Annotated in this window: 21 protein-coding genes and 1 pseudogene; 16 read left to right on the forward strand and 6 right to left on the reverse strand. The window is 69.1% G+C overall.

From position 1 onward, the window contains the following. Positions 1–215 precede the first annotated feature (215 nt). Together JE024_RS35370 and JE024_RS35375 are read right to left on the reverse strand one after the other, a co-directional pair. Positions 216–551 (reverse strand): annotated as a pseudogene (locus JE024_RS35370) (ISAzo13-like element transposase-related protein); the annotation flags it as partial. A gap of 133 nt (positions 552–684) precedes the next feature. Next, the gene (locus JE024_RS35375; protein WP_372449900.1) at positions 685–1,035 is read right to left on the reverse strand and encodes a DoxX family protein; all 351 of its coding nucleotides are present in this window, start codon (positions 1,033–1,035) and stop codon (positions 685–687) included. A 60-nt stretch (positions 1,036–1,095) separates the two neighbouring features. Between JE024_RS35375 and JE024_RS35380 the strand changes: the two genes are divergently transcribed. From JE024_RS35380 to JE024_RS35405, 6 genes are all read left to right on the forward strand, one after another. After that, complete coding sequence (locus tag JE024_RS35380; RefSeq protein ID WP_205377942.1) at positions 1,096–1,974, forward strand: LysR family transcriptional regulator; 879 nt, start codon at positions 1,096–1,098, stop codon at positions 1,972–1,974. A gap of 144 nt (positions 1,975–2,118) precedes the next feature. Beyond that, positions 2,119–2,927, forward strand: a protein-coding gene (locus JE024_RS35385) for an IS5 family transposase (RefSeq protein WP_205377943.1) whose coding sequence is annotated in 2 segments (ribosomal slippage) — positions 2,119–2,458 and positions 2,458–2,927 — 810 coding nt in all. Because the reading frame shifts where the segments join, the coding sequence is not laid out codon by codon here. 90 nt (positions 2,928–3,017) lie between these two features. Then, positions 3,018–3,851 (forward strand): NAD(P)H-binding protein, encoded by an 834-nt coding sequence (locus tag JE024_RS35390; RefSeq protein WP_205378537.1) that lies wholly within the window; start codon positions 3,018–3,020, stop codon positions 3,849–3,851. Between the two features lie 465 nt (positions 3,852–4,316). Then, entirely contained in the window at positions 4,317–4,730 is a 414-nt protein-coding gene (locus JE024_RS35395; RefSeq protein WP_205377944.1) for a DUF6355 family natural product biosynthesis protein, read from the forward strand. A 610-nt stretch (positions 4,731–5,340) separates the two neighbouring features. After that, positions 5,341–5,751, forward strand: a complete 411-nt coding sequence (locus JE024_RS35400) for an ATP-binding protein (protein WP_205378538.1) — start codon at positions 5,341–5,343, stop codon at positions 5,749–5,751. Positions 5,752–5,915: 164 nt separating this feature from the next. Then, a complete protein-coding gene (locus JE024_RS35405) occupies positions 5,916–7,781 on the forward strand; it encodes a serine/threonine-protein kinase (protein WP_205377945.1) in 1,866 nt (621 codons plus the stop codon). A gap of 523 nt (positions 7,782–8,304) precedes the next feature. Here JE024_RS35405 and JE024_RS35410 read toward each other — a convergent pair. After that, positions 8,305–8,625, reverse strand: coding sequence for an STAS domain-containing protein (locus JE024_RS35410; protein WP_205377946.1), 321 nt, complete (start codon positions 8,623–8,625; stop codon positions 8,305–8,307). Positions 8,626–8,879: 254 nt separating this feature from the next. On the opposite strand from JE024_RS35410, the gene JE024_RS35415 reads away from it, so the two are divergent. Both JE024_RS35415 and JE024_RS35420 read left to right on the forward strand, forming a co-directional pair. Then, entirely contained in the window at positions 8,880–10,256 is a 1,377-nt protein-coding gene (locus JE024_RS35415; RefSeq protein WP_205377879.1) for an IS1380 family transposase, read from the forward strand. 783 nt (positions 10,257–11,039) lie between these two features. Beyond that, complete coding sequence (locus tag JE024_RS35420; RefSeq protein WP_244883637.1) at positions 11,040–11,411, forward strand: ATP-binding protein; 372 nt, start codon at positions 11,040–11,042, stop codon at positions 11,409–11,411. Positions 11,412–11,589: 178 nt separating this feature from the next. Here JE024_RS35420 and JE024_RS35425 read toward each other — a convergent pair whose 3' ends face one another. Next, complete coding sequence (locus JE024_RS35425; protein WP_244883417.1) at positions 11,590–12,039, reverse strand: ATP-binding protein; 450 nt, start codon at positions 12,037–12,039, stop codon at positions 11,590–11,592. A gap of 135 nt (positions 12,040–12,174) precedes the next feature. Here JE024_RS35425 and JE024_RS35430 point away from each other — a divergent pair, with 135 nt between their 5' ends. The 6 genes from JE024_RS35430 (at position 12,175) to JE024_RS35455 (ending at position 16,311) form a co-directional block, all read left to right on the forward strand. After that, complete coding sequence (locus JE024_RS35430; RefSeq protein ID WP_205377947.1) at positions 12,175–12,552, forward strand: STAS domain-containing protein; 378 nt, start codon at positions 12,175–12,177, stop codon at positions 12,550–12,552. Between the two features lie 285 nt (positions 12,553–12,837). Continuing rightward, entirely contained in the window at positions 12,838–13,254 is a 417-nt protein-coding gene (locus JE024_RS35435; RefSeq protein WP_205377948.1) for a phage holin family protein, read from the forward strand. Beyond that, positions 13,251–13,625: a DUF3618 domain-containing protein gene (locus JE024_RS35440; RefSeq protein WP_205377949.1), complete on the forward strand. Its 375-nt coding sequence runs from the start codon at positions 13,251–13,253 to the stop codon at positions 13,623–13,625. The genes JE024_RS35435 and JE024_RS35440 overlap by 4 nt, the downstream gene beginning before the upstream one ends. Beyond that, entirely contained in the window at positions 13,622–13,891 is a 270-nt protein-coding gene (locus JE024_RS35445) for a DUF4235 domain-containing protein (RefSeq protein WP_205377950.1), read from the forward strand. Before JE024_RS35440 ends, JE024_RS35445 begins: the two co-directional genes overlap by 4 nt. 158 nt (positions 13,892–14,049) lie before the next feature. Then, complete coding sequence (locus JE024_RS35450) at positions 14,050–15,090, forward strand: YihY/virulence factor BrkB family protein (protein ID WP_372449901.1); 1,041 nt, start codon at positions 14,050–14,052, stop codon at positions 15,088–15,090. 162 nt (positions 15,091–15,252) lie between these two features. Further along, positions 15,253–16,311 carry an AraC family transcriptional regulator gene (locus JE024_RS35455; protein WP_205377952.1) on the forward strand — a complete coding sequence of 353 codons (1,059 nt, stop codon included), beginning with the start codon at positions 15,253–15,255 and terminating at the stop codon, positions 16,309–16,311. Between the two features lie 245 nt (positions 16,312–16,556). Here the strand turns inward: JE024_RS35455 and JE024_RS35460 are convergent, their stop codons facing one another. After that, entirely contained in the window at positions 16,557–17,504 is a 948-nt protein-coding gene (locus JE024_RS35460) for a helix-turn-helix transcriptional regulator (protein WP_205377953.1), read from the reverse strand. Between the two features lie 239 nt (positions 17,505–17,743). Here JE024_RS35460 and JE024_RS35465 point away from each other — a divergent pair, with 239 nt between their 5' ends. Together JE024_RS35465 and JE024_RS35470 are read left to right on the forward strand one after the other, a co-directional pair. Continuing rightward, positions 17,744–18,397: a response regulator transcription factor gene (locus JE024_RS35465; protein WP_244883420.1), complete on the forward strand. Its 654-nt coding sequence runs from the start codon at positions 17,744–17,746 to the stop codon at positions 18,395–18,397. Positions 18,398–18,400: 3 nt separating this feature from the next. Further along, positions 18,401–19,648 carry a sensor histidine kinase gene (locus JE024_RS35470; RefSeq protein ID WP_205377954.1) on the forward strand — a complete coding sequence of 416 codons (1,248 nt, stop codon included), beginning with the start codon at positions 18,401–18,403 and terminating at the stop codon, positions 19,646–19,648. Positions 19,649–19,653: 5 nt separating this feature from the next. Here JE024_RS35470 and JE024_RS35475 read toward each other — a convergent pair whose 3' ends face one another. Then, positions 19,654–20,070: an ATP-binding protein gene (locus JE024_RS35475; protein ID WP_244883639.1), complete on the reverse strand. Its 417-nt coding sequence runs from the start codon at positions 20,068–20,070 to the stop codon at positions 19,654–19,656. Positions 20,071–20,140: the final 70 nt, after the last annotated feature.

Below are 20,140 nucleotides of genomic sequence, written 5' to 3' on the forward strand. Positions count from 1 at the left end.
TTTCATGGAGGCGTGATCGACTGGCGTCGGTCAGGGCGAATGGTGGTTCGGAACCGCTTACGAGCCGGGGTAACAGCGCTCCAGGCCGCACTCTAAGGACTTGCCGATCAGCAACCTGTTGTCTGTAACTTGCTGTTGAGGTTGTTGCTTCGGGAAGCGACTTGGCTTGGAGGGCTGTCAGGGCGGCTAGTGGGGTCCCTGGTAAGTCAGTCGACCGCCAGCGTGCGGGTCGACTTGGTGGTCCACCTCAACGGCGACATCGGTTCGCCGCGCTCGTCCGGCTCGACCAGCGCCAGCAGCGCAGACCGCAGTCCGGGATCGAGGTCCGCGACGCGTTTGCGCCCACCGCCCGGCCGCGGCACCCGCCCCGCCCGCCTCCAGGTCGGACGTATCCTTGCGGATCGTTGTCACGCTCATCCCGGCCGCCCGGGCCACCACCCGCATGCCGCCATGGCCCAGGCTCCGGGCCTCCGCTGCCGCTCGCTTAGATGCGGGAACAACACCGTGAACTGCACAGCAAGTTGGTCACGATGCTCGTCCCCGATGCGCATACGACAGCAACGAGACCCCAGCCGCAAAAGCCACACCTTGATGATCGACAAGCCCTTAGCTTGATGACCTGTCGCAGCGACGGCTGAGTGCTCTCATTGCACATCGACTGGTGCCGCCCTCAGGAGGAAACGGTCAAGGCCAGCGAGGCGACGGCGGAGGCGAAGTGAAGCCGGGAAACGCAAGGTTGTGGAACACGCGGGCGCGCACATGGCAGGCGAGCGCGCCCAGGTAGAGCAGGACGAGGCCGCTGGCTGCGGCGGCACCGAGGGGGCGCAGTGCGGTGTCGAAGAGGCTGAGGAGGAGGCCCGCCGTCCCGGCCAGTTTGAGGGCGGCCAGCCGAGGCAGCCAGGATCGAGGGGCACCCACCTCCGCCGAGTTGGCGAGCACGAAGCGGGCCCCGGCCAGGTCGGCAACGGCCATCCCGACGTTGATGGTGGCGGTGAGCAGGGTGACGACGAGGAGGGTGATCTGGATACCGGTCATGCCTTCAGGTTCTGTGGGCGCTTCGACGCGGTCCAATACCTGCTTCTATAACCTGGGGGCATGGAAGTGGACACGCGCCTGCTTCGGTACTTCGCCGCTGTGGCGGAGGAGGGCAGCCTGACCGGGGCGGCAGAAAGGCTGTTCGTCTCGCAGCCTGCGCTGACCAAGCAGATCCGGCGTCTGGAGGAGGAGATCGGGGGACGGCTCTTCACGCGTTCACGATCAGGGATGGCACTGACCGAAGCTGGTCGTGAGCTTGCCTCGCGGGTGCCCGCACTGCTGGACGGCTGGGACGAGGCGGTACGGGCAACCGGCCGTGCAGCGCGGGTACTGCGCCTGGGTTTCCTGGATGCCGGCGCAGTGGGTGGTGTCCCCGAGATCATTACCGAGTTCCGCCGGGCGCAGCCGGAGTGGCGGGTGGAGCTGCGGCAGTTCGACTGGTCGGACCCGAGCGCCGGCCTGGCTCGCGGTGAGGTGGCTGCGGCGGTGGTGCGCTTGCCATTTCAGGGGCAGGAACGGTTTACCGTGCGTGAGTTGTTCGCCGAGGAGCGCGGGGTGCTGCTGTCGGTTCGGCATCCGCTGGCGAAGAGCGAGATGGTGGAATTCCGCGAGCTGTGGGACGAGCCGTTCGTCGCAGCCGGAGCCGGGACTGGAGCCTGGAGGGGGCATTGGCTGGCGGAGGAGGAGCGGGACCGCCCAGCCCGGGTCGGGGCCGTCACCAGCCTTCCCGACGAGTGGCTCGGAGCGGTGGCCGGCGGCTGCGTGGCACTGGCGCCGGTGTCGGCAGCCCGCTTCTACTCCCACCCGGACGTGGTGTTCCGTCCCGTGCGCGGCGTCTCACCGAGCCGGGTCGGGCTGGCCCGGCCTCGGCGGCGGACGCACGAAGCGGCGCTGGATCAGCTACTGGAAGCCATCGCGCTCCGACTGGCCGAGAGCTGACGACCGGCCCGTCGTTGCTCGACATCAACGAGACCCCAGCCGCAAAAGCACACCTTGATGATCGGCAAGCCCTTACTGATCGTTTCAGAATGAGTTCAGTGTGAGGGCTTGGCGGTCGGGTCTGGTGGCGGCAGAGTGGTGCGGGTGTCGGATGATCTTGTGCCTGATGACCTGTGGGAACGCGTGGCTCCACTGCTGCCGCCCCGCCCGCCGAGGCGTCATCGCTACCCCGGACGTCTGCCGGTGGACGACCGTGCGGCCCTGCGGGGCATCGTGTACGTGCTGCGCAAGAACGTGAGCTGGAGGGATGTTCCCGCGGAGCGGACCGGCTGCAGCGGGGTGACGGCCTGGCGGCGGCTGCGGGACTGGACAGAGGCCGGCGTCTGGCCCCGACTGCACGAAGTCCTCCTGGCGGAGCTGCGCAAGGCAGGTCTGTTGGACATGGACGACTGCGCGATTGACGGCTCGCACGTCCGGGCCCTGAAGGGGGGGCTCACACCGGACCTTCGCCGGTCGACCGCGCGCGGCCGGGCAGCAAGCACCATCTGATCGTCGACCGGCACGGCACACCCCTCGCCGTGTCGCTGACCGGCGGAAACAGGCACGACGTCACCCAGCTGACGCCGCTGCTGGACGCGATCCCCCGCATCCGAGGACTTCGCGGGAGACCGCGGCACCGGCCGGGCCGGCTGTTCGCCGACCGTGGCTACGACTACGACAAGTACCGGCGCGTCCTGCGGGCCCGCGGCATCACACCGAAGATCGCCCGACGCGGCGTTCCACACGGCTCCGGGCTGGGCAAGACACGCTGGGTCGTCGAGCGGACCTTCGCCTGGCTTCACCAGTTCAAACGACTGCGGATCCGCTACGAGATACGCGCCGACCTCCACCTCGGACTGCTCCAACTCGCCTGCAGCATCATCTGCTTGAGACGCCTACGAACCTCATTCTGAAACGATCAGTTAACCGTCTTCTTGACCTGAAGCATGATTGAGGTTCTAGCGTGTCGCCTACCTGATGATCTGAAGATGGGAATCGCGCTCGTGATCCTCGTGACCGGAGCCACTGGAAACATAGGCAGTACCCTGCTGAAGGAGCTGCACGCACGCGGTGTCGGGTCGCTGAGAGGGCTTACGCGTGATGCCGCACGGGCCGTCTTCCCGCAAGGGGTCGAGGCTATGAAGGGCGACTTCACAGAGCCGGCGTCCTTGAAGCCGGCGCTGGCGGGGGTGCGCTCGCTGTTTCTTGTGTCTCGCCTGGGCTCGGACGCCGACATCCTCGAAGCCGCCCGGCAGGCGAGGGTGGAGCACGTCGTGTTGGTGTCGTCCATCACCGTCCAGACCCACCCGCACCTCGGCCCCGCCGGCGAGAACCTGGCGGTGGAGCAACTGCTCAAGGAAACCGGCATGGCCTGGACGATCCTGCGGCCGACGCAGTTCGCGTCGAACGCCCTGATGTGGGCTGCGTCCATCCGTGGCCGCAGGACTGTCCGCGCGCCGTACGCCGAGACCGCGCTGCCGACCATCCACCCTGCGGACATCGCATCGGTGGCGCGGGTGGCACTGACCGAGCCAGGCCACCACGGACGCACGTATGCCTTGACCGGGCCAGAGCCGATATCCGCCCGACAGCAGGTCGAGGTCATCGCGGCAGTACTGGGTCGGGAGATTCCCTTCGTCGAGATCAGCCGTCGGCAGGCCCACGAGCAGATGGTCGAGGTCTTCGGGGCCGAGGCCGCGGACGCGGTGCTCGACGTTACTGGTGGAGACGTGAACCGCGAGCTGCTGATGGTGCGCGACACGGTTTCTCAGGTCACCGGAACGCCGGCTCGCCCGTTCCGGCAGTGGGCTTCGGAGAACGCCGACGCCTTCCGTTAAAACGCTAGCTAAGGGCGAGTAGCGGTAGCAGCGATGCCGCCACTCGAAACGTGCGGGCCAGGTGTTCCATCTCGGGAAGCGTTCCTGAGTCATCACCGTCCAGCACGCGGCGCAGCACAGCCTTGGCGTTCTTCAGCTCAATGCCGAGCGACCGGCGGCAACGGCTGGCTGCAGTGCGGTCCTTGGTCCGTGCAGAGTGCCGGCAATCCGAACATCAGCGGGGCCCAGGTTGTCAAGTATACCGACAACCCATGGCTGTTCCGAGCCTGCGGCAGGCAGACAGGGGAAACGGCATTACCACCGGGTGGTGGTAATGCCGCAACCGCGCTCGCCCCCAGGGTGCAGCTCTCTCGCCTGAGCCTTGGACTGCGTGCTGATTCGTCCGTGAACGACGCGATGGAGCAACATGACGGCACCTGGGGCGGAACGGTCATGGTCCCGTCAAATTTGCCGCGTGGAGTGGTCATGGACCGCTGGGAACCTCTTGTGTGGCCCCGCGAGAGGTGGGGGGAGAAAGAGAGGCACAGCGTGTCCTTGGAGAAGAAGAGGAACCCGTTCATGCAGAAGACCGCAAGTAAGCGCCGCTTGGCCGCCGCCGCGTTCAGCGCTGCACTCCTCGCGGGCGCGGTGCTTTCCGGGAGTGCCCACGCCGCGCCCGAGGGGAAAGCCGCCACGGCGATGGGGGTCAAGGCCTGCGGCTACTACGAGACGCAGACAGACTCGTACTACGGCCACTGCGGCAGCACCTGGGTCAAGATCCAGGTCGACATCGACTGGTGGCCGACCGACATCAAGAGGTGCGTCCCGCCGGGTGAGACCCATCTGGGGTCGACCGACGAGATCGACAACGCATGGGCCATCGCAGGCACCTGCGGCTGAGCCTGCACTTGTTTTCTCGGTCTCGAACGGTATCCCGAACGAGGCCACTCACCTAGGCATTCGCCGTGAGGGCGGCCTTCGTCTGATCCTGTGCTCCGTCACAAGGAGAATCAGTCGAAGGCCGTTGTCATGAGTGTCGTGTGCCCGGATGTCCAGCGGGAAGAGATCGTGGACCCGACCTGGGGCGGCGGCCGCGGAACGACTTTCAGAATCACGGATGTTCATGACAGGGTGGCTTCCCGGCGGGAGTTCAGTCCGGGTGGGAGTGCCGACCGTGAACTTGAGAACGGTCTGTCCCAGCTGGCCTCGCGGGAAGCGGGGCGCCGGCTCCCGCAGGACGACAGACGGGTGATGCGTCTGGTCATCAGTGTGACCGCGGCACAGGTGCTCAGCGATTCCGGGTGTGGGATGAGGCGCTCGCAGTCCTGAGCGTGTGACGGCCGCCGCTGCGCGGCGTCTGGGATGCGGCCGCCCCCTACCTTCGCGGTGCACTGCGTTGGGGTATGCACGGCGGATAATCGGGTAGTGGCACGTGCGTGCAGGGAGAGTCAGGACAAGTTCTGTGGGGCAAGCCGACGATGACGGCTCAACGGTGCCGGACATGTGCCTGATGCGGGCCGGCTTCGCCCTGACTGGGGATGGCGCGTGCATCGCGGATGCCCGTCACCACGCCGCAGCATTCCTCGACCAGGCACACGCTGAGCACCAGGTGACGGTTTCCGCCCGCGCGAGGGACCTTACCCAGTTGGTGGTGAGCGAGCTGGTCACCAACGCCCGCAAGTACGCCCCCGGCCCTGTCCTGATGGAGCTACGCGTCAGCGGTCGCGCGGTGGACGTCGTGGTGTGGGACAGCGAGCCCACGATCCCCTCGGCCCGGGCCGCTGATCCCGGCAGGGTCGGCCAGCACGGCCTGGAGATCGTCCGAGCGGTCACGGAGAGTCTGTTCATGGAGCAGGACCCACTCGGCAAGCGCATAACGGCCCGCATCAACCTCTCCGGCGCCCCCGACATGGCCTCCTAAATCCTTGGCCTCGACCCTGTACGCGCGGACAGGGGCACGGGGTTCGACTGCCGGGCACCATTCCGTGCGCTTGTCGGGGCGACCCCGATGGCCGACCGAGGCGGGGGGTCGTGCAGGATGGCGGACACGGTCTGTTGGGAGTTTGCCACTCGGGGGAGGAGAGCATGCAGCGACTGCAACCGGGCGACCCGTCGCACCTCGGACACTACCGCCTTGTGGGCCGGCTTGGTGAGGGCGGTATGGGCCGTGTCTTTCTTGGGCGTTCCGCAGGTGGACGGACGGTGGCGATCAAGGCCATCCACGCGGAACTGGCCCAAGTGCCGGACTTGCGCGCACGGTTCGCGCGGGAGGTCGAGGCCGCGCGGAGGGTCGGCGGGCAGTGGACGGCGGCCGTCCTCGACGCGGACGTCGAAGCGGCGCTGCCGTGGGTGGCGACGCAGTACGTCCTCGGACGCTCGCTGTACGAGGTTGTTGCGGAGGACTTCGGTCCGCTGCCCGAGCGGTCCCTGCGGGTGCTGGCCAACCGGCTCGCGCTCGCTCTCGCGGCTGTCCACGGAGCGGGTCTGGTCCACCGGGACCTCAAACCGTCGAACGTCCTCGTCACCGTCGACGGCCCGTGCCTCATCGACTTCGGCATCGCGCGTGCCTTCGAGGATGCGGGCACGGCTGCGCCCGGCGCGCCGAGGACCCGGACGGGAATGCTGGTCGGCTCGCCAGGCTTCATGTCTCCGGAACAGGTGAGAGGGCGCGAGATCGGGCCGGCGAGCGACGTGTTCTGCCTGGGTTCGGTGTTGGCCTACGCGGCGACGGGGCGGCAGCCCTTCGGAGTAACCGGCTCGGAAGGTCACCACGCGCAGCTGTTCCGGGTGGTCGAGGACGAACCGGACCTCGACGGTGTGCCCGCGGCATTGCTCGGGCTTGTGCGAGCCTGTCTGGAGAAGGACCCCGGTCTGCGGCCCGGTACGGACGAGGTCGCCGAGCGCACCGCGGTGCCCGTCGGGCCGTGGCTGCCGGGGGAGGTCCTGGAGCAGCTGGGACGGCGGGCCGGGCAGGTACTCGACCACGACCACCCGACACCCGAACCGGCACCCGCCCATCCACCCACTCAGACCGCCGCGCCGGCCCCGGGCGCGTTCCCCACGCTCCCCGAGCAGCCGCCCGCGCCACCCGCCAACCCGGATCGCACCGGCAGATGGCGTTCGCGCCCCATGGCCCTGGCCGTCGCCCTGGTGCTGGTTGCCGCGGGCGCGGGGGCATACCTGCTCACCGACGGCTTCCGGGACGCCGAAGGCGACGGAAGCGAGGGCACGACGGCCGCCCCTCGCGAGTTTCTCGGCACCTGGAAGGGCGAGTTCCCCAAGGGCGCGGGGGCGCCCGAGGGGTACGTGCGCATAGAGATCGCCGACGGCGCCGGACGTCCCGCCCAGGTCGCCGTGCTCGACAAGACCAGGCTGTGCCGGGCAGGCAGCGGCATCGAGCAGGCGGCACAGGACGAGAACTTCGCCGGACATGCCCTCACCCTGGGCAGGGCGCGCGTGGACAGCGCCACTCCGGCGGGCGAAGCCGGCGCCTGCTGGCAGCCGGAACGCAGCACCCTCGGATTCGCCGGGAGCGGGAAAGACCGGATGGTGTGGAGAGTCGGTGGATTCGAGGTCCAGCTGACGAGAGAGGGGCGCGCACCCCTCGGCAAGTACGCTGCCAAGGGGCTGTGGTGGGGCGACACGGACGACCCGGACATGGACCCGACCACACAGCTCTCGGTGGCGGGGAGTTCAGTCGACACCTCCACCATCACCCTCCGGGACGGCATGGGACCGGACCCGTCGTGCGACTACGAGGCCAGGGTGTTCACCGCCGACGAATCGCAACTGCTGACGACCCCCCTCCGGGCGGTCACCCGCTTCGCCTACCAGGAGGAGCAGTGCCCCGAGACCCGGTCGCCGCTGCTGATGGTGGTGGCCCCCGACGGGCACCTGGATTACCGCTCGCTGGACGCCACGGCCTCGGGCCGGATGACAACCACACCCTGACCGGGCACCGGCGCGCCTGCTGGGCCGAGGTGAGCTCGATCGGTGATGTCCTGCGGAGTGGCCTGCCGGCCCCGGCGTCGGCGCATTCGAACCGCCGACGTGATCGAGAGGGTCGTCCGACCTTGTCCGCGGCTGCGTGATGAACCGCCGGAGGGGCCCGGGCGCGGGCCCACCGCAGGTGCCACAGATAGCCGAGTGGTGGCGTGACGGCTGAAGGTGGGGCTGCGCCCACCAGGGCCGGTTCGCCGCCGCCGACCCGGCCGCGTACGGCGTTTCGGCATCGGTCACCCTGCATGCCGGCCTCGGCCGCGCCGCCCAAGAACCTCCTGCCGCACCAACCGACTGTGCGGCACCGCGACGGGCGCACACCACCATGGCTCCGCGCCTGCGCGCGAAGGATGCGATTCCTCCCGGCGCTAAAGCACCGGGGTTTCTCGCAAAATCATGCTGAAGCCTCTGCGGGGTGCCGCCTGCCGCGCACGCGAACGCCCCGACCCGTGTGCGGGTCTGGCCGCGTGGCTTGTTATGCGGCCTGGTGTTCGCCGGGGCGGTAGCGGTCGAAGTCCGCGTCGGGGAAGAGTTCGCAGGCAATGTCGAGAAGCCGTCGGTGCTGGGGCTGGAGGTTGGTGAGGCTGGTTGCGCGCTGCGGGTCGCTTGGGGTGCTGAGCAGGTGCAGGGCGGCGACATCGACGAAGGGAGTGTCGCGCAGGTCCCAGGCCACGTCCGTCACGGTGGGCGGGAGCTGGTGGAGGGTGGCGCGCAGGAGGTCGAGGTGCTGGTAATCGATGTCGCCGCGGGGCGTGAGCGTGGCGGCGTTGCCGTGAATCTCGGTGGTGATGTTCATGGTGGGCGAGGCCCCCTTCCCAGGGGGTTGATGAGCCCACAGACGAGCCACGATCAGCGTGGCCGACGACTATGGCAGGCCCCGGATGCCCGGGGAGGGGGCAACGCCCGAGACCCAAGGAGCCGGGCCTTAGCCTCGCGCTTTCATGAAGCGGGCTGTCCGACGGGCGGTCAGGTAAACGAGAAGTGCCTCTGACCAGCAAGAATGAGGATTGTCGAGGTCCTTGTTCCTGCCATGCCGGAGGCACTTCCCAGGTGAAGAAGCGTATCGGGTCCTATCCACGCGTCCGCATCGAGGGCGGTGGTCGCGGAGTGGTGTCCCAGGCCGGGGCCGTGCTGCTGGTCGAGACCGCCCGCAAGGCCGGGCTGGACCAGGCGATATCGACGGCACTGACGCCGTGGCGACGTTCACGGGCAGTGCACGATCCAGGGAAGATCCTGCTGGACGTGGCACTCGCGGTCGCCCTGGGCGGGGACTGCCTCGCGGATGTCGGGATGCTGCGGGCCGAGCCGGCCGTGTTCGGGCCGGTGGCGTCCGACCCGACCGTCTCCCGGCTCGTCGACACCCTCGCCGCCGCCGGGCCGAAGGCCCTGTCCGCGATACGGGCCGCGCGGGCCGAAGCCCGCGAGCGCGTCTGGAGCCTGGCCAAAACCGCGGCTCCTGACGCGGGCGGGCAGGTGATCGTGGACCTGGACGGGGTCCTCGTTCTGGCCCACTCCGAGAAGCAGGACGCCACCGCGACCTGGAAGAAGACCTTCGGACACCACCCCCTGATGGGGTTCGTCGACCACGGAAGCAGTGGCAGCGGGGAGCCGGTGGCCGGCCTGCTCAGGCCCGGCAACGCAGGCAGCAACACCGCCGCCGACCACATCACCACCACCCAACTCGCCCTGGCCCAGCTGCCGAAGAAGTACCGGCGCGGACGCCGGACGCTGATCCGTACCGACTCAGGAGGCGGCACCCACGAGTTCGTCGCCTGGCTCGCCCAACGCGGCCGGTGGCTGTCGTACTCGGTCGGCATGACCATCACCGAGCAGATTCACCAGGCCGTCCTCAAGGCCCCCGCCTCGGCCTGGACGGCGGCGACCGAGCCCGGCGGCGAGATCCGGGACGGGGCCTGGGTCGCCGAACTGTCCGGCGACTGCCTGAAGGGCTGGCCGAAGGGAATGCGGCTGATCGTGCGGAAGGAACGGCCTCACCCCGGCGCCCAGTTGCGGATCACCGACGCCGACGGCCTGCGGCTCACCGCGTTCGCCACCAACACCACCGGCATCCCGATCGCCGCACTCGAACTGCGGCACCGCCGGCGAGCCCGGGCGGAGGACCGCATCCGTGCCGCTCGCGCCACCGGCCTGCGCAACCTGCCCCTGCACGACACCAAGCAGAACCAGATCTGGCTGGAGATCGTCCAGATCGCCCTCGACCTCCTCGCCTGGATGCCCATGCTCGCCCTGACCGGCGAAACCCGCAGGTGGGAACCCCGCCGCCTGAGGCTCCGCCTCTTCTCCGCCGCCGCCCAGCTGGTCACCACCGCCCGCCGCCGGCACCTGCGGTTCGCCCGCCACTGGCCCTGGACCCACATGATCACCGACGCCCTGGCACGACTCGAAGCCCTCCCGAACCCCGGCTGACCAGCGTGTTCCCGTCCCTGCGAGCAGCACCACCCCCGCCGGAGCCGTGGAACCCGGCGCCCACCCGACGCGACAGCCGGGCCATCAGCCTGACCACCACCAGCCCGAACAACCGAAACGGCCCGCCGAAGAAACCCACGGACCGTCACGAAAGATCGAGGTTAGCGGCACCGGCTCAATCTCTTGTTAGCTCAGCGTCGCATACCCGATACGCTCAGTGCCAGGTGGTACAGCCGCTGAGTGGCCCCTACGCCCTGGTAAGCCGGCTTATTCGCGAGGCGGCAACTGCTGAGCTGCGTAGACAGCCTCACCGCGGTGAGGTGCCTGGTTCTGAACTGGTAGCCGTTGCGCGAAACGTCGGACTGCAGAACGCAACAGCGCCCGGTGGGCTGGCATGGAGCCTCTATGCGGGAATGCGATTCGGTGTCGCGCATTCGGCAGCAACTGCGCCACCGCTGCCCGCCGGTACATGGCAGCCCAATCCGCGGACGAATCAACGCACTTCGGCGGGCGCGGCCACAGCTGTTCGACGAACGCACAGTGGAGAGTGAACGTGCGACGGGCAACTGTCAGGACGTCTGACATGGCGTTCCGATTCTCGCTCTGTGCCGCTGATGTCGTGCCTGTGCAGGTATGTTGCGGGTAGACGGGGGACGAACAACGGGGGAAGCCATGGACGACACGGAACCCATACCGGTCGGCGACAGCGAGCTGACGACGAGCACGCCGGTCTTCAGTGCCACTCTGGACGGGGACGGCTCCTGCATTTCCGCCGCGCGCCGCATGACCGCCAGCTTCCTGACCCGCGTACAAGCGGTGCACGGGCTTCCTGTGTCGGACCGGGCGATGGACCTGACCCAATTGATTGTCAGCGAGCTGGTCACCAACGCCTGCAAGTATGCCCCGGGCCCGATGCTGCTGGAACTGCGGATCCTCGGAGACCTGGTCGAAGTCGTTGTCTGGGACAGTGACCCCGTCCTTCCTGTTGCCCGTGCGGCCGACCCTGCCCGGGTCGGCCAGCACGGCCTGGAAATCGTGATGAGCGTTGCCCAGGCCTTCGAAGCGCAGCGTCAGCCGGTCGGGAAGAGCATCACCGCCCGCATCGCCCTGCCCGACGACCCCGGTGGAGCGCTGACCGGACGCCTTCCCCTGTGAGGAGGTGGCCGTGAGGCGTGACCCCTTCAATTTCCCGGTGCAGCCGGGGCAGACCGGCCGGCCGACGTTCGCCGAGCCCGACGGATCGCTAGGGAAGCTAAACCGATGTAACGGCGAGTAGTCCAGGACGTGCAACGGGGCAGCTAAGCCGCCCTGCCAGGCAATGCGCCCGCCTCGGCTACGCCGTGCGGGGAGTGGTGTCGTCAGCGAGTGCGAGAGCGACAGTGATGCACTTGCCCATGCCCTTGCTCACCGCGCTCATCCTGCGGGCGACGGCCGTGACGATCTCGAGTCCGTGTTGCCCCACCCGGGCGGGGTCCGCGGCCCGGGCGGCCGGGAGCACCGGGTCGGTGTCCCACACCGAGACCTCGACTGTGTCTTCAGCGATCAGCAGGTCCAGCAGCACCGGCCCTGGCGCGTATTTGATCGCGTTCGTGACCAGTTCGCTGACCACTAGTCCGGTCAGCTCGGCAGTGCGCTTGGAGACTGTAAACCGTCCCTCGTCCCACTCCCGGGCAAGAAAGGCGGCTGCGGCGTCGCGGGCCTGACCGATGCACGCCCCGCTGCCGTCCAAGGCGACCTGGGCGCGCGGCAGCCCGTTCTGCCCGTCGCCGCTTTCCCGGAACACCGCATGCCTCCCTCGTCGTCGTGGCCCCTGCGAGTACCCCGGAGTGCTGTCCTGACACAGCGGCTTCCCAGGGGCAGAGTCCTCGCCAGTGACCTTGACTGCAGCGCAACGGTCCAGTGTGCCAGGATAGTGCGCATGGCTGAGGAGGATGGGACGCGTTCAGAACAACCCGGGTACTACGACCGGCTGCAGGTCAGCACGGAGGCGATCGACGGTGTCCGTGTGGTGACCCCAGCGGGTGAGATCGACCACCACAACGTGCAGCCGCTGAGTGACGCTCTCCAGTCCCCGCAAGGGCGCGCGATCCGGACCGTGGTGGACCTGAGGCGGGTCACCTTCATGGATTCCACCGGCATCAACACCCTCCTTGCCGCGTATCAGTCCCACAGAGCGAGCGGCGGAAGCCTCCACATTGCTGCGCCCTCGTCCGTCGTGATCCGACTGCTGAGCATGGTCGGAATCGACCAGGTCATCCCGTGCCACGACACCCTGGACAGCGCTCTGGGCGCCTGACAGCGCGCGCCCAGGCCGGAGCCCTTTCACCTCATCGAGCCCTCTTGCGTGGCATTTCCGGGGCGATTGTTCCGGGAAGCGGAATGGCAGGCTGTATCGCGGGTGGGAGCAGGCGGGACGTTGGCCGACGTGCCGCTCCCGGCACGCTCTGCCGGACGCCCGCTATGTCTCCTTCACTCTGCATACCTTCTCCGGCCATGGGTACCGCGTGCGACAGGCGCCGCCGGTCACGCACGGGAACGCGCGTGGTCCTACCTGCCGCGAGGCGCCGCACGGGAGGTAACGATGAGCAGGCTCATGGGTACGTCGCCGTCTCGCAGGGACGAGTCGGTGGCGGAACTGGTCGCGGATGCGTCGCAGCAGATGACGCGGCTGGTGCGTGAAGAGTTCGCGCTGGCCAAGGCGGAGATGCAGGAGAAGGGTAAACGCGCCGGTCGCGGCGGCGGTCTGTTCGGCGGCGCTGGACTGACGGCCGTACTGGCGCTGCAGGTGCTGGTGGCCACCGTGGTGATCGCGCTCGATCTGGTGTGGCCCCTGTGGCTTGCCGCGCTCGTGGTCACGGCCGTTCTGTTCGTCGTCGCGGGCGTACTCGCGCTGCTGGGCAAGAAGGAAGTCCGCAAGGCTGGTTCCCCCGCCCCCGAACGCACCGTTGACAGCGTCAAGGCCGACGCCGCGAGGATCAAGGAGAGCGCGCACCGATGACTCACGACAGCAACAGCAATGGCACCAGCCGCAGCAGCGAGGCCCCCGGTCCCGACGAGCTGCGCGAGCAGGTCCAGGGCACCCGCGAGGAACTCGGCATCACCCTCGAAGCCTTGGCCGGCAAGGCCGATGTGAAGACGCAGGCGCAGGAGAAGGCCGACGCGGCCAAGGCCAGGGCCCGCGATGTCGCCCACGACGCGCAGGACAGGGCCGCAGGGCTTCTGCACGCGGCGCACGACCGCACTCCGGAGCCGGTGCGTCAGCATGCCGCCCAGGCCGGTGCCGCCGCCCGGCAGCATCAGGGCCTGCTGATCGCCGGCGCAGCCGCCCTCGCCCTCGCAGTTCTCCTGTCCAGGAGGTGGAGGAAGTGAACACCGCAAAGGTCGCCTACAAGCCCCTCGGCATGGCCCTCGGAGCGGTCAGCGGAGTCCTTGCCGGAGCCGTTTTCAAGCAGCTCTGGAAGAAGATCGGGCACGACGAGGACGACGCCCCCGACGCCACCGACCCCGACCGCACCTGGCGCGAAGTACTTCTCGCCGCCACCCTCCAGGGCGCGGTCTTCGCCGCGGTGAAGGCCGGCGTGGACCGCGCCGGCGCCACCACCGTGCACCGCCTCACCGGCGCCTGGCCCGGCTGATGCCTCTCCCGCCCCCCGTTGGCCCCGGCGCCATGTGCAGGGTGCTCCGCCCCCGGTTCTGGCTCTCATGGCACAGCCGGAACCGGGGCTGCGCCCCGTAGGCCGAGTGGCGGAGGCAGCGAGGCATGGCTTGGCTGAAGCGGGTTACCCCTCGCCGTATGGCAAGAGAACAAAAGGTTGAAAACGCATCATCTGGCTCGAGAGTGGAAGGGGAAACGCCGGACACCCCGACTGATCTGAGCAAGAAGTCCTGGAAAGCGGTCCTCAAGCGGACCTTGAAGGAGTTCAAGAAGGACGAACTGACCGACCGTGCCGCCGGGCTCACCTACTACGCGATCCTGGCGCTTTTTCCCGCGCTGCTGGTGCTGATCTCCCTGCTGGGGATCGCGGGGGAGTCGACCACGCAGTCGGTGCTCGACAACATCCAGAAACTGGCGCCGGGCGCGGCCCGCGACGTCCTGACCAACGCCGTGACGCAGTTGCAGGGCAGCGCCGGAGTCGGCTCGATTCTCGCGATCGTCGGCCTGCTGGGCGCGCTGTGGTCGGCCTCCGGCTACGTGGCCGCCTTCATCCGGGCCTCCAACGCCGTCTACGACCTGCCCGAAGGGCGCCCGGTCTGGAAGGTGCTGCCGATCCGCGTCGGTCTCACCTTGCTGCTGCTGATCCTGGCCTGCGCCACCGCGCTGATGGTGGTGCTCTCCGGCGGTCTGGCACGAGAGCTGGGTAGCGCGCTCGGCATCGGCGACACTGCGCTGACGGTGTGGTCGATCGCGAAGTGGCCGGTGCTGGTGCTGCTGGTTGCCCTGATGCTGGCCATCCTCTACTGGGTGGCCCCCAACGCCAAGGGCCGCGGCTTCAAGTTCGTGACCCTGGGGAGTCTGCTCGCCCTGGTCATCTGGATGGTCGCGTCCGCCGGCTTCGCCCTCTACGTGGCGAACTTCGGTTCCTACAACAAGACGTACGGCACCCTCGCCGGTGTCATCATTTTCCTCGTCTGGCTGTGGATCACCAACCTCGCCATCCTGCTCGGCCTGGAGTTCGACGCGGAGATGGACCGCGAACGGGCCATCGTGGCGGGCCACCCGGCCCAGGAGGAGCCGTACGTCGAGCCTCAGGACACCCGCAAGTGGACCGAGGAGGACCGGCGGGCCATGGGCGACACCGGCCCCGCGGACGACGGCGACCGGCGCCACGACTGACCCAGGAAGGCATCGAGTTGGCCAGGGGCAGCGGCAGGCTAAGTGCGCGATGTGACTGCCAACCGCCGAAACGTTTCGCAAAGCGGCCCGCCGTTTGCCGACGCGGCATACCGTGCCGTATGCGTGGAAGCCGGTGGCACATCCTCCGTCCGAGGGGTACGAGTGACAGCGACAGACAGTGCGCAGAAGGGTGGCCCGCTACGGGTGAGGGCGGTCGGCGAGCAGGCGGTCGTGGAGAGCCTGCACACCCTGTACGGGCTGACATCCCGCCTCACACTCGACGGGGTCGGTGCGGCTCCCGTCCTCGAAGCGTCCCGCTGGGAGGCGGCCGGGCTGTACGTGGACGAGATGAGCATGCCATGCCGGTTCAGCTTCGAAGTCGATGAGTTCCCGATGTTCGCGGTGACCTACCTGGAGTCCGGCCGCATCGAGACCCGCTCAGGCGGACTGGGCGTCAATGCCGGGCCCGGGCAGGCGTGGGCACCGTGCGACCCGGGCGCCGGCTACCAGGGCCGCCTGGACACCATGGACGCCCGCACCGTGTCCCTGCCCGTCGACCGGCTACGGGCCGCGGCAGGCTACCCTCCCGACGACGAGACCCCGCTGCACCTGCACGCCCTGATGCCGCTCACGGCGGTCCTGCACGAACGCTGGGGGGCGATGGTCCGCTACGCCGACGAGGTCGTCAGTGGAGGGCGGGTAGCGCCGCTGGTGGCGGACACGGTCGCCCGTCTCGTCGCCGTGACCGCTTTGGACGTCTTCCCGAGCAGCTTCGCCCCGCCCGGCCCCGGCGGACGCGGCCCCGGCGCGGTCGGCCCGGCGGCAGTGCGGCGGGCCGTAGACCACATCCACGACCACGCCGCACGCGCACTGACACTGGCCGACCTCGCACAGGCCGCCGGCGTCACCGGCCGAGCCCTGCAGTACGGCTTCGCCCGCCACCTGAACACCTCACCCATGGCTTACCTGCGCCGGGTGCGGCTGGAGCGGGCACACGCAGAGCTCGCCGTCGCCGAGCACGGCGACGGCACCACGGTCGCCGCGGTCGCGGCACGCTGGGGGTGGACCAACCCGAGCCACTTCACTGCCGCCTACCGGCGCGCCTACGTCACCGCCCCGTCGCGCACCCTGCACGACGACGCCTTGCCTCTCTCGACGATGCGCACCCCCGGCACCGGGCGCGCTCCGGTCTCGAAGGGGCCGCGGGGCGAGAGACGGTAACCGGTCCGAACTCCGGCGCCGGATGGCCCGGGCGGGCGAAGCCCCCACTGGGGGCGACCGCGCTCCGGTTGGCGCTGGGCGAAGGTGATCGCTGTCGCTCCGCTCCCGCAGCGGGCTGAACTGCGGCTCACCCCGACTCGCTGGTGAGAGGTTCGTCCAGGCCGAGTCAGGACCGCCCGCCGCTGCACCAGCGCCGCCGTGCGCGAACCTCGTGCCGGCCCTGCCGGTTCACGGGACAGCGCCACCTAGTAAGGGGCGTCCAGAGTGGTGCTGGGGGATACACCATAGATACCGCGGTAGCCGGCGGCGAAGCGGCCGGCGTGGGCGAAGCCCCAGCGGGCGGCGACCTCGCTCACGCTGGTGCTGTGCGGGGCGGCGTCGCGCAGATCGCCGTGGGCCCGGGCCAGACGGACGCGGCGCAGATGCGCGAGCGGCGTGGTACCCGCGTGCCGGTGGAAGGCGTACTGCACGGCCCGTGGCGTGACGAACGCGGCGGTGGCGATGTCGGCGATGCTGATGGGCTCGTGGGCGTTGTCCTCGATGTACGCCATGGCGCGGCGCAGGGTCTCGGTGTGGGCGTCGCGGCTGTCGGCGAGCCCGGGTTCGTCCGCCGCGGCGGTAGTGGGCAGCGTGGCCAGGGTGACCGCGGCCAGGTGGCGTGCGGCGGTCTCGGCGACCAGCGGGCTGACGTTCGGGTCGGCGAGGACGTTGTCGCGCAGGAACGCGATCGTGGAGCCCAGGCGCCGGTGACCGTCCGCGTCGGAGGGGAACAGGCCAGTGAACCGCACCGGCCCACCGTTGCCGGTCCCGGCCACGGCCACAGCGTCGAGCAGCGCGGGGTCGAACATCGCGATCGTGTACCGCGCCCCCCGCACCTCGCCCACGTAGGGCAGATCGGGTGGGGCGATCAGATACGTCTCACCGGGGCCGCACACGTCGTCCCGGCCGTCGGTGAGGTCCACCATCGAACCCCGGTGCACCGTGATCAGACAGACTTTCTCCAAAGCGCCGGCGTCGTAAGCCATGGTGTAGTCGAAATCAAGCTTGTCGATCATCAGCGAGTCGACCTGCCGCCGCGAGATCGACGCCCCCGTCTCCTGCGGCCGACCACCGATCTTCATCGGCGTGTACGCCGACGACAGAAACTCCTGCGTCTCCTCCAGGCTCTGACTGCGAAACGACAACGTCTGCATGCCCAGTCCTCCCGACTGGTCGCAGCCCCCCGCTCGCCCCTGACGCTACGCGCTCCTGTCCACCCAGCGACACCACGCCAGGTCACAGCCTTCGCATCGAGGGCAGCCATGCCCGGGCGACCCACAAGCGCAAGACGTCAACAACATGGGCGGGCGCGCGTCAGCCACGCGAACGCGTGACGGAGATCCTTTAATGAGGGAAGGCACGACGGAGCCGGCACAGGAAAGGAACCGGGCCCATGGTGGTCAGCGTCATCATCGCCGACGACAGCGAGATCGTCCGTCGCGGTCTCGGCGACATCCTCGCGTCGGCCGCCGACGTGCACGTCGTCGGCCAGGCGTGGGACGGGCGCAGCGCGGTCGACATGGCGCGGCGGACCAGTCCGGATGTCGCCCTGATGGATATTCGCATGCCCGGCATGGACGGTCTGACCGCGACCCGTGAACTGCGCGCCCTGCCCGTACCGCCAGCGATCTTGATCCTGACGTCGTTCGGCGGGGACGCCTACGTGGACGAGGCGCTGCGGGCGGGCGCCCACGGGTTCCTGCTCAAGGACAGTCCCCCGGAGGAACTGTTGCGGGCCGTGCGGCACGTGGCGCGGGGCCACGGCGTCCTCGACCCTGTCGTGGCAGGACCCCTCCTGGAACGATTTGCCGAGCGAGACACTCTATTGACGGACCAGGAGCAGCGGATTCTGGACAGCCTCAGCGACAAGGACCGCCGGCTGCTTGCTCTCATCGGCCGAGGACTGGCCAACGCCGAGATCGGCGAGCTGACCCACGCCAGCGAGGGGACCGTCAAGAACCAGGTCAGTCGACTGCTCCGCAAGATCGGCGCAGAGAACCGTGTCCGTGCGGCCCGCTTCGCCTACCGGGCCGGACTCGAGGGCTGAGCCTTGCCCGCCGCCGACAATGACTCCGCCGACATCGGAGCGCCAGCCCGCAGCCAAGGGCCCGGTACCAGACGGGGCCAGTCCCGCCCGCGACCGTGGGAATCAGCGTGGACGCCGGGCAGGATCGACGCTGTCATCACCCTGCTCGCCATCTTCGTCGGTGTCGGGGACAGCTGGGTCAAGCGCTCGAACGGGCTGCTCACAGGGGCCTCGATCACCTGGGTGGCAGCTGTGTCCGCCACGGCGGGCCTGCTGCTCGCATGGCGCCGTCGGTATCCCGACGCCGTCGCCGGCGCTGTGATCGCCTGCCATGTGCTGGCCTTTACCCCCTTTGCCCTTGCCGTCGCGCTCTTCACCGTCGGCGCTGCCCATCACCGCAGGCCGCGCATCCTTTTCGCCTACGCCGCCATCGGCTGTGTCGCTGATGCAGCGGGACTCCTCGGGGGGCATGCCTGGGACACTAGAGAAGCCGGCTACACCCTCGCCCTGGCAATCGGCCCGCTCGCAGCCGGCTACGCGGTGGCACTGCGGCGGGATCTGGCGGACGCCGCACACACCGAACTCCAGCGAGCCGAACGCGAGAACACTCTTCTCATCGCCCGCGCCCGCGAGGAGGAGCGCACCAGGATCGCCCGGGACATGCACGATGTCGTCGCGCACAGGGTCGGCCACATGGTGCTCGTCGCCGGATCCCTGCGCGTATCCACCCCGGCCAACCCCCATCAGGTAGCCGAGCGGTCCGAACAGATCCGCAGTGAGGGCCGCAAAGCCCTCGAAGAACTCCGCGAAGTTCTCGGCGTACTCACACCCGGCCGCACCCGACGCCACGAACCCCGCACCGGGCCCCGTGCGGCGCCCAGCCTCACGGACCTTGTGGCCTCCGCCCGAACCGCAGGGGCGGACATCGTGCTGAACGCCGACCGCTCGCTGCACACTCTGCCGACGGTGGTCCAGCACACTCTCCACCGCACCGTGCAGGAAGCGCTGACGAACGCCGCCAAACACGCACCAGGTGCGCCCGTCCGCATCACCGTGGCGACCACGGCGCGCGACGTGGAGCTCTCCGTCCTCAACGGACCCGCAACGAAACCGCGCAGCCTCGACCTGCCCAGTGGCGGCAACGGACTGATCGGCCTGCGCGAACGCGCGACTCTCCTGGGAGGAGAATTCGCAGCCGCACCAGAAGCCGACCAGTTCCGCCTCCGGATGCGACTGCCACTGCCACCCGCCACCTCGCGCACCCCTCCGTGACCCCGTCATGCCTCCTCCTCCCCGGAGGGGACGCAAAACCACACCCACTTCCCGGCTCCGCCCACCGTCGCAACGCCCCACGTCTCCGCCAGCATGTCCAATAGGTCGAAGCCGCGCCCCGACTCCGCCAATTGCTCCCGCTCACGCCGTCGCCGGGGGCAAGTCCCGGCGCCGAGCACGGGTTCTCCGTCGAAGACGGCCCCGGTGATGGCGCCGGTCGTCCCGTCGAAAGAGATCACGACCTGGATCTCTTCGCCCCGCGCGTAGCGAACGGCGTTCGAGACGACTTCCGACAGCAGCAGACGTGCAGTCCCGCTGTCGCCCCGGCCGTCGGGCGCGACTCGCGCCAGCACCCGTCTTGCCTCGGCCGCAGCCCGCGGATGACGTGGCAGGAACACCGCGTCGCGTACACCGTTCATCATCGTTTCCACCTCGCGATCGTCTGCGGCTCTGCTTCCATCCTCCGAGGGAAACGGCCGCCGACATGCTCTC

Origin of the sequence: Streptomyces zhihengii (assembly GCF_016919245.1) — a bacterium.
GTDB classification, from domain to species: domain Bacteria; phylum Actinomycetota; class Actinomycetes; order Streptomycetales; family Streptomycetaceae; genus Streptomyces; species Streptomyces zhihengii.